6 protein-coding genes are annotated in these 15,916 nt (G+C 68.5%); 3 read left to right on the forward strand and 3 right to left on the reverse strand.

Annotation, left to right across the window (positions count from 1 at the left end; genetic code table 11):
* Nucleotides 1–3: 3 nt before the first annotated feature.
* The 3 genes from ABD050_RS23615 to ABD050_RS23625 are packed head-to-tail and all read left to right on the forward strand — an operon-like array spanning nucleotide 4 to nucleotide 12,147.
* Nucleotides 4–3,282: an amino acid adenylation domain-containing protein gene (locus tag ABD050_RS23615; RefSeq protein ID WP_343891987.1), complete on the forward strand. Its 3,279-nt coding sequence runs from the start codon at nucleotides 4–6 to the stop codon at nucleotides 3,280–3,282.
* Nucleotides 3,279–7,985, forward strand: a complete 4,707-nt coding sequence (locus ABD050_RS23620) for a type I polyketide synthase (RefSeq protein WP_343891988.1) — start codon at nucleotides 3,279–3,281, stop codon at nucleotides 7,983–7,985. The genes ABD050_RS23615 and ABD050_RS23620 overlap by 4 nt, the downstream gene beginning before the upstream one ends.
* Nucleotides 7,978–12,147 (forward strand): non-ribosomal peptide synthetase, encoded by a 4,170-nt coding sequence (locus ABD050_RS23625; RefSeq protein WP_343891989.1) that lies wholly within the window; start codon nucleotides 7,978–7,980, stop codon nucleotides 12,145–12,147. The genes ABD050_RS23620 and ABD050_RS23625 overlap by 8 nt, the downstream gene beginning before the upstream one ends.
* Here ABD050_RS23625 and argH read toward each other — a convergent pair.
* Genes argH through ABD050_RS23640 form a run of 3 tightly spaced genes read right to left on the reverse strand, consistent with a single transcriptional unit; the run spans nucleotide 12,139 to nucleotide 15,893 of the window.
* Nucleotides 12,139–13,626 carry an argininosuccinate lyase gene (gene argH / locus ABD050_RS23630; protein WP_343891990.1) on the reverse strand — a complete coding sequence of 496 codons (1,488 nt, stop codon included), beginning with the start codon at nucleotides 13,624–13,626 and terminating at the stop codon, nucleotides 12,139–12,141. The genes ABD050_RS23625 and argH overlap by 9 nt on opposite strands.
* Complete coding sequence (locus ABD050_RS23635; protein ID WP_343891991.1) at nucleotides 13,627–14,844, reverse strand: ATP-grasp domain-containing protein; 1,218 nt, start codon at nucleotides 14,842–14,844, stop codon at nucleotides 13,627–13,629.
* Entirely contained in the window at nucleotides 14,841–15,893 is a 1,053-nt protein-coding gene (locus tag ABD050_RS23640) for a cysteine synthase family protein (RefSeq protein WP_343891992.1), read from the reverse strand. Before ABD050_RS23640 ends, ABD050_RS23635 begins: the two co-directional genes overlap by 4 nt.
* Between the last annotated feature and the right edge of the window lie 23 nt (nucleotides 15,894–15,916).

Genomic DNA, 15,916 nt, shown 5'->3' on the forward strand with positions numbered 1-15,916 from the left:
GCCATGACCGATCGCGCCGCGCCCGAGGTCTATCCCCTGTCTCCCATGCAGAAGGGCATGGTCTTCCACAGCGTCTCGGCGCCCGGTTCCGACGTCTATGTCGAGCAGCTCGATTGTGCGCTGCACGGCATCGTCGATCTCGCAGCCTTCCGGGCGGCGTGGGAGACAGCCCTGCAGCGCCACGCGCCGCTCAGAACCGCCTTTGCCTGGGCCGGGCTGGCCGAACCGCTGCAGGTTGCGGGGCCGCGCGTGCGGCTGCCGCTCGAGGTGGTGGACTGGCGCAACTCCGGTGATCAGGCCGGGCAATTGGCCGCGCTGCGCCGGGACGAACGCGCGCGCGGCTTCGATCTTGCACGAGCGCCGCTGATGCGACTCAAGCTGGTCAGCCTTGGCGATGACAGCCATCATCTGGTCTGGACCTGGCATCACGCGATCCTCGACGCCTGGTCGGTGCCGATCATCCTCGAAGAGGTGTTCGCCGCCTACGAAGCGGCGCGCGACGGGCGGCCGCCCGAACTGGCGCCGGTCCGCCCCTATCGCGATTTCATCGCCTGGCAGCAAAGCCTCGGCAAAAGCGAGGCCGAGCATTTCTGGCGCAATCAGCTCGCCGGATTTTCGGAACCGACACCGCTGGGCATCGGCCGCGATGCTGGCGAAGGCGACGGCGGTTACAGTCTTGAGCTGCTTGAGATCTCGGCAGACGCGATCGCCGGGCTGAGGGCGGCGGCACGAACGCATGGCGTGACGCTCAACACGTTGGTTCAGGGCGCGTGGGCGCTGCTGCTCGCCCGCTATGGCGGGCAACGGCAAGTCTTGTTCGGCACGGCGGTCGCCGGGCGGCCGCCCGAGCTCGACGGCGTCGAAACGATGGTCGGCCTGTTCATCAACACCCTGCCCGCGCGCATCGCCATCGACCCCGCCGCCACGCTTTCCGCCTGGCTCAAGGACCTGCAGCAGGACCAGGTGGCGGCGCGCCGGCATGAGCATGCAGCGCTCGCCGACGTCCAGGGCTGGAGCGCGGTGCCGCGCGGCCGCCCCCTGTTCGAGAGCCTGTTGGTGGTCGAGGACTTCCCCTCGCACCAGCTCGGGCTGAGCGGCGGCGGGCTGGCGCTCGGCGAGATCGACTTTGTCGAGCGGGCCAATATTCCGCTGACGGTGATGCTGGCGGTCCGGGCGCGCAGCGTGCTCGGGGTCGGCTTCGATCACGACCGCTTCGACCTTGCTGAAATCCGCCGGCTGCTCGGGCATCTGCACAGCCTGCTGGCAGCGATGGCACGGCACGGCGACCGGCCTCTGGCCGAGCTCGACCATATGACGGCCGAGGAGCGCCGGTTGCTGATCGACGCCTGGAGCCGCGCACCGGCGCCGGTGTCGGACGCATGCCGGCGCCCTGACGACTCGATTGCGCGCCTGTTCGAGGCGCAGGTCCGCCGATCCCCCGATGCACCGGCGGCGGTCTTCCATGCGGCGGACGGCGATATCGAGCTGAGCTACGCGACGCTCAACGCGCGCGCCAACCAGCTTGCCCGGCGCCTGCGGGGCTTTGGCGTCGCGCCGGAGGAGCGCGTCGCGATCTGCATGGAAGCGTCGCCGAGCCGCCTCGTCGCGGTACTGGCGGTACTCAAGGCAGGCGGCTGCTATGTGCCGCTCGACCCGAGCCTGCCATCCGCGCTGCTCGGCGAGCTGATCGCCGATTGCGCACCGCGTGTCGTGCTCAGCCAGTTCGACGTGATCGACGCGCTTTCCGGCGTGCACCAGGTACCGATCCTGGCGCTTGCGGAAAACTGGGCCGACAAGCCCGGCGCCCCCGATGACGATTTGCCCGAAGCGGCGGCGCCCGGGAATGCCGCCTATCTGATCTACACCTCCGGCTCGACCGGTCGACGCAAAGGCGTGGTGATCACCCATCGCTCGCTCCGCCACCTTGTCGAAATGCAGACCGACGCCTTCGGGATCGGGCCGGGCGGTCATGTGCTGCAATTCTCGTCCTTCGGCTTCGACGCCTCGGTCTGGGAAATCTTCGCGACACTGCTCTCGGGCGCATGCCTCTACATGGCGCCCCGCGCCGAACTGACGCCTTCGGCCGAGATGATGGATTTGCTCGCGCGGTGGAAGATCGACATGCTGACGATTCCGCCGTCAGTCCTGCTTCGCCTGCCGGCAGCCGAGCTGCCCGCGCTGCGTACCCTGGTCGTCGCCGGCGAGGCCTGCCCCGCCGAGCTGGTCGATCGCTGGGCGCCCGGCCGGCGCTTCTTCAATGCCTATGGCCCGACCGAGGCAACGGTCTGCGCCAGCTTCGCCGAGGTGGTGCCGGGCAGCGGCAAGCCGTCGATCGGTCGGCCGAGCGGTCATTCGCGTGTCTATATCCTCGACGAAGCGATGAACCCGGTCTCGGCTGGCGTGGCAGGTCATCTCCATATCGGTGGGCCGGGCGTCGCGCGCGGCTATTGGCGCCGCCCCGATCTGACCGAGGCCGCTTTCGTGCCCGATCCGTTTTCAGGCGACGAAGCGGCACGGCTTTACCGAACGGGCGATGTCGCGCGCTTCGGCGCCGACGGGACGATCGACTATCTCGGCCGGCTCGACGAGCAGGTGAAGATTCGCGGGTTTCGCGTCGAGCTGGGCGAGATCGAGGCGGTGCTGCGCGAACAACCCATGGTGCGTGAAGCCGCGGTACTGGCTGTCGGCGAGAGCAACGAGGACCGACGGCTCGTCGCCTTCGTGGTGCCCCCTGCCTGGATGGCGCAGGCTGTGGGACTCGACGAGGTGACGTTGCGCGACACGCTGCGCGAACGGCTGCCGGCCTATATGGTGCCGTCGACGATCGTCGCGATCGATCACCTGCCGCTGAGCTCGAGTGGCAAGCTCGATCGCCGTGCCTTGCTTAAGCGGGTGCCGACGGTGGCGGTGACGGCAAACGGCCGTGGCGCTGCGCCGGGCGATGAGACCGAGCGACTGATCGCGACGATCTGGCAGGATCTGCTCGGGATCGACCATGTCGGCGTTCAGACCAATTTCTTCGAACAGGGTGGCCATTCGCTGCTGCTGCTCGCGGTGCAGGATCGGATCCGCACTGACGCGCATCGCTCGGTCGCGATCACTGACCTGTTCAAATATCCCACGGTCGAAAGCCTCGCCCGCCACCTCGGCCGCCTGGCATCGGGCGCGGTGAAGCTCGAGGTCAATGCCGCCACGGCCCCGACTCGCGCGGCCGCCCGGCAGGAGGCGCGTATCCGGACCAGCGACAGGCGAGCGCGGATCAGCGCTGGAACGCCGGCATGACATCAGCGCCGGACGCCTTCCCACCAGGCTGCATCGCCGTGATCGGCATGGCCTGCCGCTTTCCGGGCGCCGATTCGCCCGACGCCTTCTGGGATCTGCTGAGCAGCGGCGGCGAAGCGATCACCCGGTTCAGCGCAGCTGAGCTCGAAGCCGCCGGAATCGATCGCGCCCTCTCGGCCCAGCCCGGCTATGTCGGCGCCAAGGGGGTGGTCGACCAGGTCGATTGCCTCGACGCCGCATTCTTCGGCTTCAGCCCGTTCGAGGCTGCGCTGATGGACCCGCAGCAGCGGATCTTCCTCGAATGCGCGTGGATGGCGTTCGAGGATGCGGGATATGAGCCACGGCACTTCCCGGGGCCAATCGGGGTGTTCGCCGGCAGCATCCTCAGCTCCTATCTGCTCCGCAATCTGTGGCCCAATACGACTCTGATCGAGGAAAGCGGGATCTTCCAGGTCGCGCTCGGCAATGACCCGACCTTCCTCGCGACGCGAACCTCCTATCTGCTCGACCTAAAGGGACCCAGCATCAGCGTCGGTACCGCCTGCTCGACTTCGCTCGCGGCCGTCCATCTCGCCTGCCAGAGCCTGTTGTCGCAGGAGAGCGACATGGCGCTCGCCGGCGGCACCTCGGTCCACCTGCCGCTCGTCACCGGCTATCGCTACGAGGAAGGCGGCATCCTCTCGCCCGATGGCCATTGCCGGCCTTTCGATGCCGAGGCGCGGGGCACCGTTTCGAGCGACGGCGCGGGCGCGGTGCTGCTGAAGCGGCTCGAGGATGCGATTGCCGATGGCGATACCATCCATGCCGTGATCCGCGGCTCGGCGATCAACAATGATGGCCGCGACAAGGTCGGCTTCACCGCGCCGAGCGTTTCCCCCCAGGTACAGGTCATCGCCGAGGCATTGGCGATTGCCGATGTGGCGCCAGCTTCGGTTGCGATGATCGAAGCGCATGCCGCGGGCACGCTGCTCGGTGATCCGATCGAGGTCGCCGCGCTGAAGGAGATATTCGGCGTCGCGGCACGCACAGCGCCCTGTGCGATCGGCTCAGTGAAGAGCAATATCGGCCATGTCGACGCGGCGGCGGGCATCGCCGGGCTGATCAAGACCGTGCTTGCGCTGCGCCACCGCGCGATCCCGCCGAGCCTTCACTACCGCAACCCCAATCCCAGCCTCGATTTCGGCGCCACCTTCACGGTGCCGACCGAACTCAGGCTGCACGAAGGGGCGGCACCGATGCGCGCGGGCGTGAGCTCGTTCGGGATTGGCGGGACCAACGTCCATGTGGTGCTCGAGGAGCCTCCCGCACCGCGGCCGCCGGCACCGAGCGCGCCGGCCGAATTGCTGATGATCTCAGCGCGGTCTTCAGCTGCGCTCGATACGGCAACGCGACGCCTCGCCGACCATTTGCGTCGCCATCCCTATCTCCCGCTCGGCGATGTGGCGCATAGCCTGCGGGTGGGCCGGCGCGACTTCGACCATCGCCGCTTCCTGGTCGCCGGCACGGTAACGGAAGCGACCGAGGCGCTCGACGACCCGTCCAGCCTCCGCGCTGCGATCGTTCCGGCGGAGCGCAAGACGATCGCCTTCATGTTTCCCGGGCTGGGCGATCATTATCCGGGCATGGGCTGGGAGCTTTATTGCACCGAGCCCGTGTTCCGCGCGGCGATCGACGCCTGCGCTGACCTGCTTCGCCCGCATGCCGACGGTGATATCCGCGACATCCTCTACCCCGGCCGGAACTGGTCGCGGCCCGAGCTCGACGGAGGGAGCGTCAAACCGGCCGGCGCCGAAACAGCGGGCAAGCTCGATCTGCGCGCGATGCTGCGGCGCGGTGCCGATGCCGGCGCATCGCCTTCGCCGCTCGACCAGCCGACAGCGGGCCAGCCGGCGATCTTCGTCACTGAATATGCGCTCGCCCAGCTGCTGCGCGGTTGGGGAATCGAGCCTGACGCAATGATCGGCTACAGCATCGGCGAATTCGTCGCCGCCTGCCTGGCGGGAGTGTTTCCCCTGCCCGAGGCGATCCGCGTGGTGGCAGCGCGAGCCCGGCTGATCCAGTCGCGCGTCGCGCCCGGCGTCATGCTGGCCGTGCCGCTCGGCGAGGCCGAATTGGCGCCGATGCTGCCTGCCACTGTCTCGATCGCGGCGGTCAACACCGCGCGACTGACCATCGTTTCGGGTGCGGAAGACCAGATCGCCGAGCTCGAACGCCGCCTCGTCGCGGAAGGCGTGAGCTGCCAGCGGCTCAACAGCGGCTATGCCTATCACAGCGTGATGATGGACCCGATCATCGACGAGCTCGCCGCAATCGTCGCCGAGAGCGACCCGCAGCCGCCGCAAATCCCCTATGTCTCCTGCCTGACCGGCACCTGGATCAGCGATGCCGAGGCGACCGATCCGCATTATTGGGCTCGGCATCTGTGCCGGACGGTGCGCTTCCAGGACGGCCTGGAAAGCCTGCTCGACGATCCGAACCGAATCCTGCTTGAGCTCGGACCGGGCCAGTCGTTGAGCGCGCACGCGTTCGCGGCGCGCGAGCGGCTTGGCGGGGCCAGCGCGGTGATCCCGACGATGCGCTGGTCCTATGGACGGCAGTCCGAGCCGGCGATGCTGCTGCGCGGCATCGGCCTGTTGTGGCAGGCGGGCGCGCCGCTCGACAAGACGCGCCTGCTGGCGCGCGATGGACTGAAGCGGGTGTCGCTGCCGACCTATCCCTTCGAGCGCGCGCGCCATTGGATCGATCCACCGATCGCCGGTGACCAGCCCGCCATCCAATGCGGGCGGCGTCCGATCGAGAACTGGTTCGAGCTGCCCTTCTGGAAACCCGCGCCGCTGCGCGGCTCGGGGAAGGCCGTTGCCGAAACCTGGCTGCTGTTCCTCGATGAGCAGGGGGTAGGCGCGCGGCTCGCCGAGCGACTGCGCGACGCCGGCGCGCGCGTCCTGACGGTGACGCAAGGCGACGGATTCGAGCGGGACGGCGACGCCTTCGCCCTGAATCCGCACCGGGAAGAGGATTATCACGCCCTTGTCAGCCTCTTGCGCGACGGCGGCGGCCTGCCCGATACGATTGTCCATCTCTGGTCGCTCACCGGGGCCGACGACGCGGCGCTGACGAGCGCGCGCTTCTCCGCGACGCAGGTCGGCGGCTTTCACAGCCTGATGCGGCTTTTCGCCGGGCTGATGACGGACGGCCATGTCGAGCGGCTGCGCGTCGAGATCGTCAGCAACGGGCTGTTCGACGTCGACGGGCATGAGAGACTGGCGCCCGAAAAGATCACCCTGCTCGGTCCAGCGATGGTCGCCCCGCAGGAGAGGCCGGGGATCAGCTGCCGGTGCCTCGACACCGACATTCCGGTCGATGATACCGACCGCCGCGACGCGCTGGTCGCTCAGATGCTCGCCGAGTTCGCCGCGGATATCGAAGCGCCCATCGTCGCCTACCGCAACGGGCGGCGCTGGGTGCAGGATCATGAGCCGGTCAGGCTCGAAGCACCCGCCGCCGGCCAGTCGCCGTTGCGACACAAGGGCGTCTATCTGCTGACCGGAGGGCTCGGCGGCGTCGGACTTGCCATGGCGACCTATCTGGCGCGCACCTTCCAGGCGCGACTGGTGCTTGTCGGCCGCTCAACCTTCCCGGCGCGGCCCGACTGGCCATCATGGCTTGCCGAACACCCGGCCGAAGACCGCACCAGCCTGCAGATTCGCCGGCTCGAGGGGTTAGAGGCATTGGGCGCCGAGATCCTGACGGCCAGCGCCGATGTCGCCGATCCCGTGGCGATGAAGCGCGTGCTCGACCAGACCGATGCGCGCTTCGGCACGCTTCACGGCGTGTTCCACGGCGCGGGCGCGGTCGGCGTCGAGACATTTCGCGAGATCGCGCGGGCAACGGCCGAGGATTCGGAAATCCAGTTCAGGGCCAAGGTGCACGGCCTGCTGGTGCTAGACCAATTGCTCGCCGGCCGGACGCTCGATTTCTGCGTGCTGATGTCGTCGCTGTCAGCGGTTCTCGGCGGCCTTGGCTTTGCCGCCTATAGCAGCGCCAATCTGTTTCTCGATGCCTTCGCCCGGCTTAAGGGCCGCGCCGGCGGCACGCCCTGGATATCGATCGACTGGGACAGCTGGCGCCTGACCGATATCCGTGCGGCGATTGACGGGCTGGGCGGCACGGTCGCCGACTATTTCATGGAGGCCGACGAAGCCGCCGCCGCGTGCGAGCGAATCCTCGCGCTCCCACGCACGCCGCATGTCATCGTCTCGACCGGCGACCTGCGCGCCCGGCTTCGCCAATGGATGACTCAATCGCAGGGCAGTACCGGGACCCCGTTGACGCTCCACAAGCGGCCTGAAATCCGCACCGGCTATGTCGCGCCGCGCGGGCACCTCGAACAGACACTCGCCGATATCTGGCGGGACCTGTTCACGATCGATCCGATCGGCATCCACGACAATTTCTTCGAGCTGGGCGGTCATTCGCTGCTCGCGACCCAGCTCAATGCCCGCATCTCGTCTCGGCTGCAGGTAGAGGTCTCGCTCGCGACGGTGCTGCAGGCGCCGACCGTCGCCGAGCTGGCGCAGATCGTCGCCGACGCCCAGCTCGCCAGGGCCGATCCGGACATGCTGGCACGGATGCTCGCCGAGGTCGGTGGCCTGTCCGATGCGGATCTCGAAAGCCTGTTGTCGGAGGAGGGCAGCGATGGCTGATATTGGGGCTGATACGAGTTCGCGAATCAAGGAGCTGTCGCCCGCGCAGCGCGAGCTGTTGCTGCGCCGGCTGGCGCGCCTCGAACAGGAGGCGCCGCGACCGGTCAACGGCCTCGTCTCGCGTGGCGCGCGCGACGAGGCACCGCTTTCCTTTGCGCAGGAACGGCAATGGTTTCTCGACCGGCTGTCCCCTGCCGATTCGACTCATATCATCACCGGGGGGCTGCGCCTGACCGGGCGATTGTCGATGCCCGCGCTGGCGCGGACGCTCGACGAGATCGTCCGCCGCCATGAGTCGCTCCGTACCAACATCATGGCCAAAGCAGGGCGGCCGATTCAGGTGATCGCCCCGCCCTCCGGATTCCCGATCCGGACGGTCGACCTCCTTGATTGCGACCCGGCGCTGTCGCCGCAGGAGCGCGAGGACCGGTGCCAACAGCTTTATGCGGAGGAGACCGAGCGCGGTTTCGATCTGGCGCGCGACCGGCTGTTGCGGGTGACGCTGGTCCGCCTCGGCGAAGCGGAGCATTTCCTGATCATCGCCATCCACCATATTGTCGGCGATGGCTGGTCGATCGGGGTATTGCTCGAGGAACTGGCCGCGCATTACGCCGCGTTCGCCGATGGGCGCGAGCCCGTGGTTCCAGCGCCGGTCATTCAATATGGCGACTTCGCCGAATGGCAGCGCGAGCGGTTGCAGGGCGGCGTGCTGCGCCGTGGCCTCGATTACTGGCACAAGCAGCTCGAGACCCCCCCGCCAGTCCTCGATCTGCCGCCGGACCGGATCGGCCATGCCGAGACGGCAAGCCGTGACTTTGCCGGCGCATCGGTCGAGCGGGTGATCGATATCGGCTTGCGGCACCAGCTGGAGGCGCTGAGCCGGCAGCAGGAAAGCTCGCTGTTCGCAACCCTGCTGACTGCCTTCAAGGTGCTGCTGATGCGGGCCACCGGACGCGACGATATCCTGGTCGGATCGCCGGTGAGCGGGCGGATCAGGCTCGAGACCGAAGCGCTGATCGGCCTGTTCCTCAACACGCTGGCGCTGCGGACCCGGCTTACCCCGGATCTCAGCTTCCGCGAGGCGCTGGCGCGGGTCCGCACCACCGTGCTTGACGGGCTCGAACATCATGAAGTGCCGTTCGACCAGGTGGTGCAGGATATCGCGCCCGACCGCAGCGCGAACAGCCACCCCCTGTTCGAGACCTTCTTCAATTTCACACCGAGCCCGCCGCGGGTCCTGGACTTGCCCGGGCTGCGCGCGTCGTTCGAAGGACCCGAGGCGCAGCGCTGCGAATTCTCGATGGTGCTGTACGTGACTGAATGGGAAGGCGCGCTCGAACTCAGGCTGGTCTATCAGCGCGCGCGCTACACCGAGGCCCGGATGACGGCGCTGCTGGAGCAGTTCGACGCGATCCTCCGGCAGGTCGCGGCTGATCCGGATCGGGCGATCGGCGCGCTCGATCTCGTCACGCGATCGGCGCTGACGACGCTTCCCGATCCGGCCATGCCGATCGAGCGGCCCGAGCAGGAGCCGGTCCCGGCCAGCATTCTGCGCTGGGCCCGGCGGACGCCCGACGAACCTGCCGTGTCGCAAGGCGGCGTCGCGCTGAGCTATGCCGACTTCGCTGCCCGCATGACGCGAACCGCCGCACGCTTGCGCGCGGCCGGCCTCGCCCAGGGTGACGTGGTTGCCCTGCACGGTGCCCGAAGCGCCGGCTTCATCGTCGCGATGGCGGCAGTGCTTCAAGCCGGCGGCGTCCTGCTGACGCTCAGCCCCGACCTGCCCGAGCAGCGCCGGCGACTGATGCTTGAACAGGCGAGTGCCCGGTTCCTGCTTCATGCCGGGCCGCGACAGGACGCTGATGCCTGGCTCGATACGCTGGCTGGGACGACCGTGCTGATGATCGACGCGCCTGTCGATGCCGTGCCAGCGAGCGAACCGGTCGAGCCGCGTGCCGGCCTCGAGGATCCCGCCTATATCTTCTTCACCTCGGGCAGCACCGGCACGCCCAAGGCAGTGCTCGGCACAGCCGGCGGGCTCGCCCATTTCCTCGACTGGCAACGGCGGACCTTCGCGGTCGGTCCCGGCGATCGCTGCGCCCAGCTCACCGGCATGTCGTTCGACGTGGTGCTGCGCGACGTCTTCCTGCCGCTTGTCTCGGGCGCGGAGCTCGTGCTGCCGCGCGACGACGAGACGGTGGCGAGCGGGCGAAGCGTGGCGTGGCTGCGCGCCGAGCGCATCACGCTGCTGCACAGCGTACCTTCGGTTGCCGAGACCTGGTTGCTCGACGCCGGGCCCGGGGAGGCGCTCCCGTCGCTCCGGCTGGTATTCTTCGCCGGCGAGCCGCTGACCGCGACCCTGGTCCGCCATTGGCGCCGCAGCTTTTCCTCGGGCGGCCGGATCATCAACCTCTACGGCCCGACCGAAACAACGCTGGCCAAATGCGCCTATGTCGTTCCCGACGAGATCCATGGCGGAATCCAGCCGCTCGGAACGCCGCTGCCGCAGACCCAGCTGCTCGTACTGACGAGCGGCCAGCGGCAATGCGGGATCGGGGAGATCGGAGAGATTGCGATCCGCACCCCGTTCCGCAGCCTGGGCTATGTCAACGCTGCGGACGAGAATGAACGGCGCTTCGTCGCCAGTCCGTTCAGCGACGATCCCCATGACCGGCTCTATCTGACCGGCGACCGCGGCATGGCCGACGCGGCCGGCCTGCTGCACTTCCTCGGCCGCGCCGACGATCAGGTGAAGGTCCGCGGCGTCCGCGTCGAACCGATGGAGATCGCCGCCAGCCTCGGCACGAGCCCGGATGTCGCCGCCTGCGCCGTCATCGTCCGGACCGACAACCCCGGCGGCCCGATGCTGGTCGCCTATGTGGTGCCGAGCCGCGACGCCGATCGCAATGCCAGGCACCTGCGCGACTTCCTACGCCAGCGATTGCCCGCGGCGATGATTCCGTCCGCCTTCCTCTTCCTCGATCACCTGCCGCTGACCGCGAACCACAAGCTGGATCGCGCCCGGTTGCCGGCGATCGATCCGGCCGCGATCGACCGCGAAGGCCGCCACGTGGCGCCTCGCGACCCGATCGAGCTTCAGATCGCGCAGATCTGGCAGGACCTGCTCGGCGCACGCGAGATCGGCGTGACCGACAGCTTCTTCGATGTCGGCGGCCATTCGCTGCTGGCGCTGCGCCTCCTCACCCGGATCGAGCAGCGGCTCGAGCGCAGGGTGCCGCTCGCCGCCCTGTTCGAGGCGCCGACCATCGAGCATCTCGCCAATGTCGTCCGCCGCCAGGAGACCGCTGAGTCGCAGGTGGTGAAGCTCTGGTCGGGCGACGATCCGGAGATCCTGTTCCTGGTCCATACCGGCGGCGGCACCGTGCTGAACTATGTGCCGCTGGTGCGGCACCTCGCGGCCGACCGGCCAGTCCATGCCGTGCAGGCGCGGGGCCTGTCGGGCGAGGCAGCGCCGCAATCCGACCTGCGCGAGATCGCCGCCGACTATATCGAGGCGCTGCGCTCGATCCAGCCGCTCGGCCCTTACCGTCTCGGTGGGCATTCGTTCGGCGGGCTGATCGCTTATGAAATAGCGAGCCAACTCGCGGCGCAGGGCGAGGAGGTGGTGTTGCTCGCCATGTTCGACACCGCTTTCGCGCGGGAGGATCGGACATCGGCCCTGTCCGAGCAGGAGCGCACGGCGCGCGACCTCGCCGGCGCGGTGGCGATCTTCCGGCGTTTCACCGGGCTGGGCGTCGACCTGCCGTACGACCGCCTGCGCGATCTCGCCATCGACGACCAGATCGCCCTCGTCTCCGAGGCCTTTGACCGCGATGGTTCCTTCCCGGCCGCGCAGGGCGACGCGCTCGTCCGCAATCTGCTTCGCGTCGCCCAGGCCCATCGGGAGGCGCGGCTGGCCTGGCGCCCGGTCGCGTCGCGGGTGCCGATCACGCTGTTCCGGGCGAGCGACATCATGGCCGATGACGATATGGCGTTGGTCGACGACGAGGCGCTTGGCTGGCGCGCCGTTTCGGCGGCACCGGTTCGCGTCCATTGGGTGCCCGGCGACCATGTGACGATGATGGCGGAGCGCCATGCCCCGCGCCTGGCCGAAAGCCTGCGATCCTGTCTGGCCGAGCCGGCCGAGCTGGTATCAGGCTGAGGCTGGCACGGTGATCGCCGCCGCTTCCCGGTCGAGCGCCCGGGCCGCGTCGCGCCACTGATCGACCCATCGCTTCAGGCCGGCCGCGTGCGACCGCAGCGCGGCGCGCTCGCGGGCGAAGCCGCCGCGCGCCATGATGCTGCCGGGGCCGCCGCCGAACCGGCTCGCCCGCATGATCGAGCGGGGATCGAGCCCGCCGAGATCGGCATGCGGCATCGCCGCTGCGACATGAGCGATCACCGCGTCGCCACGCGCGCGCGGATCGCGCTCGAGCGCCTCGGTGATCGCCTCCCCGACCAGGTGATGCGCGGCGCGAAACGGCATGCCGGCAAGCACCAGCCGGTTGCAGATCTCGGTCGCTTCGAGGAACGTCCCTTCGGCGCGCGACAGCATGACATCGCGCCGGGGCGCAGCGCCCTTCACCATGACGCAGGCGAGGTCGACTGCGCTCGTGACGTCGGCCAGCGCATCCCGGACACCCGCGGCGGATTCGGTACCGGCCGCGATGTTGTTGGTGAAGGGCTTGGCGTGGATCGCGGTCACCGCCGCGACCAGCGCGCCGAGCGGCCGCGCAGAGCGGCCCTGGACATGCTCGAGCAGATAGGGGTTGCGCTTCTGGGGCATCATCGAGCTCGAGCCGACCAGCGAATCGGGCAATGACAGAAAGCCGAACTCTGCGCTCATCCAGCCCTGCAGATCAGTGGCGAGGCGGCTGAGCGTGGTGCCGAGGATCGTCGCCTCGCCAAGCAATCGGACGACGACGTCGCGCGACGCCACTGCGTCGATCGAATTGGACGTGACGCCGCCGAAGCCGAGCAGCCGCGCCGTCACCTCGGTTCTGATCGGCAGGCTGGTTCCGCCGACCGCTCCGGCACCGAGCGGGCAGAGATCGAGATCGCCGTCGAGACAGTGGAGCAGCGCGTCGGCACTGCGCAGCAGCGGCTGAGCGATGGCCGCGAGATAATGGCCGTAGGAGCCGGGCAGAGCTGCCTGTCCGTGGGTGTAGATCGGCATCACGACGTCAGCGAAGCGGCGCGCCCTGGCGAGAAGGATGGCAATCAGGCGCAACAGCGCCCGGATCAACTCGGCGGCCGGCTCGCGCAGCTGGAGCCGAAGCACGGTCGCGTTGAGATCGTTGCGGGACCGCGCCGTGTGCAGCGCACCGCCAATCTCTTCCCCGAGGCGCTCGATCAGGTGGCTCTCGTAGAGCAGGTAGAGCCCGCGCGGCGCCTCCAGGCCATCAAGCGCCGCGAAGCCGCTCTCCGCAAGCTGACCGATCGTTGCGAGAAGCCGCGCGGCATGTGTTCGATCGAGCAGGCCGGATTCGACCAGCATGACCAGATGTGCCCGGTCGACCTCGGCGATGAATCCCATTTCCCATGCCCGGCTGGGCGCCGCCGCATGAGCGCCGAGCGCCCTGAGCGCTGTTCGGGAAAGGCTGCGGCGAATCCGCCCGGTGTCGCCGGCCTTGTCGGACATTCAGGCCAGCGCCACGCTCAGCAGCGACAGCGCATGATCGGCGCTGGCGCGCGCCGCGGCGGCATCGTGGCTGGCGGTCATCACATGGCCGATCCTGTCATGGAAATCGCCGGCCAGCGCAACCGTGAAGCCGGGCTCACGGTAGAGGCTGAGATCGCAGACATCCGGCACCGCCCGCGCCTCGGCGACGCCGTTCAGCGCCGCCAGGGTTCCGCTGCGATCCGGCACGAAGAAGCGGATCGAGGCGTGGCCTGCGGCGTTGCGGCCGAGGCGCGCCTCCTTCCCGACGACCCGCCGGGTCAGCTCGCGAATGAGATCGATCCCGGTCGCCCGGCGCACCAGCTCGGGGATGAAGCCGCCGGCCATCCGCGAATTGACTTCGATGATCACCGGCCCCCCGGGCGTCAGGCGAAGCTCGGTATGCGCGGCGCCCCAGTTCAGATCGAGCGCGGCCACGGCCCGAAGCGCGATCGCCGCGATCGCCCGCGCATCCGCCTCGTCAAGCGCGGCCGGGAAATCATGGCCGAGCTCGACGAAGACCGGCGGATCCGAGACATGCTTGCCGGTGATTCCGACCACCTCGCCGGCGAAGGTCTCGACTGAATATTCGGGCCCCTGGACAAGCTGCTGGAGCAGGATCATGCGCCGGATCGGGATGCCGCGTTCGTTGAGCGTGCGGCTCAGCAGCACGGCGGCGTGCTGCGCCACCTCGTCTTCAGTCCGGCACAGCCTGACCCCCACGCTGCCGCTGCCGCCGACCGGCTTGATCACAACCGGGAGCCCGAGTTGCCGGGCGGCCGACGCCGCCTCGTCGGGCGTGCCGGCGACCAGCGATGCCGGCACCCGAACTCCCGCGGCGCGCAAGGCCTCATGCTGGAGCTGCTTGTCGCGACAGGTCTCGATTCCGGCGACCGAGGGACCCGGCAGACCGAGCCGCCCGGCCAGCCTGGCCGCCGAGAGGATGTAATAGTCGGACGTCGAGGTCAGGCCCTTCAGCTCGGTATCGCGGGCGAGCTGCTCGCAGAGCTCGAGCACCGCTGCTTCGTCAGCGGTGTCGATCTCGACGATGCGGACCGATTCTTCCTCGGCGAAGGGATAAAGGCCGGGCCGGGTCGCGAGCAGCACCGGCTCGCACCCTTCAGCCCGGGCAGCCCGCATGAACAGCCGCCCGGTGCCCGTCGTGTTGCTCTCGAGAAACACGACCGTTCGTCCGGTCATGCGACCTGCCTTACCTCCGCGCCGGCGAGCACTTCCTCGATCCGCCGCCTTTGCCACGCGAAGCGGCTCCAGCGGTCGCCCTCGAAGCCGGGATGGTCAACCGTGACCGGCGCTTCGGGCAAGGCAGCGCGGGTAAGCCCCCGCTCCTCGATCCATTCGGGGTTGTAGACCGTGCTGAGATAGCGATGGCCATCGTCAGGCAGGATCGCGACGACGCGCTGATCGGGATTCTGGCGCGCCCACCACGCCGCGGTCAGCCAGGCGGCGCCGCTCGTCGGGCCCATGAACAAGGCATGCCGGCGGTGAAGCTCGCGCGCCGCCAGGAACGCATCGGCCGCGTTGACCCAGAAGACCTCGTCGAAGGTCGTGTGGTCGACATTGCGCGGCATCAGGCTGTTGCCCAGGCCCCTGAGCAACCGGCCGGGCCGGTCGGGCTGGCCGAACAAGACGCTGTTATGCGTATCCACCCCGACGACATGCAGGCCGCGGCACAGAGTGCCCAGCGCGGCGGCGGTGCCGCACATCGAGCCGCCGGTGCCGACCGTTCCGATCAGGCAATCGATCGAGCCGAGCTCGCCGGCGAGATGTTCGGCCAGTTCGGCATAGGACGTGCTGTTGTCCGGATTCTCATATTGCGCCGGCCAGAAATGGTCGGGAAATTCCTGGCGCAACGCAGCCAGGCGATCGAGCCGCGCGCGCTGCATGCCACCGACCGGGGCCGGCTCGGTCACGATATGAAGATCAGCGCCAAGCGCGATGATCCGGGCCTGAAGCGTCTCGTCGATCGCCGTGTCGCCGACCAGCGAGAGCCGGTAGCCGCGCTCGGCACAGACCATCGCAAGGGCAAGGCCGAAGGTGCCGGACGTGGTTTCGACGACCATCGTATCGGGGCCGAGATCGCCCCGTGCTTCAGCCTGCCTGATGATGAAGGAAGCGGGATATAGTTTCATCGTACTGAAGACGGCGACATGAAAATTGGGCGCCAATCGTACCAGGCGCGGTGTTTTCAACGCGTCCGACCCTTGTTTGGAAATCATCACAGTGCTCATGCCCGCACCCCTCAGTCTGTCTG

It is taken from the genome of Sphingomonas oligophenolica (assembly GCF_039522915.1).
In the GTDB taxonomy this organism is placed as follows: domain Bacteria; phylum Pseudomonadota; class Alphaproteobacteria; order Sphingomonadales; family Sphingomonadaceae; genus Sphingomonas; species Sphingomonas oligophenolica.

Excerpts from the sequence above, each read along its gene's own strand:
- ABD050_RS23615 (WP_343891987.1), top strand. The coding sequence starts at position 4 with ATGACCGATCGCGCCGCGCCCGAGGTCTATCCCCTGTCTCCCATGCAG.
- ABD050_RS23620 (WP_343891988.1), top strand. The coding sequence starts at position 3,279 with ATGACATCAGCGCCGGACGCCTTCCCACCAGGCTGCATCGCCGTGATC.
- ABD050_RS23625 (WP_343891989.1), top strand. The coding sequence starts at position 7,978 with ATGGCTGATATTGGGGCTGATACGAGTTCGCGAATCAAGGAGCTGTCG.
- argH (WP_343891990.1), bottom strand. The coding sequence starts at position 13,626 with ATGTCCGACAAGGCCGGCGACACCGGGCGGATTCGCCGCAGCCTTTCC.
- ABD050_RS23635 (WP_343891991.1), bottom strand. The coding sequence starts at position 14,844 with ATGACCGGACGAACGGTCGTGTTTCTCGAGAGCAACACGACGGGCACC.
- ABD050_RS23640 (WP_343891992.1), bottom strand. The coding sequence starts at position 15,893 with ATGAGCACTGTGATGATTTCCAAACAAGGGTCGGACGCGTTGAAAACA.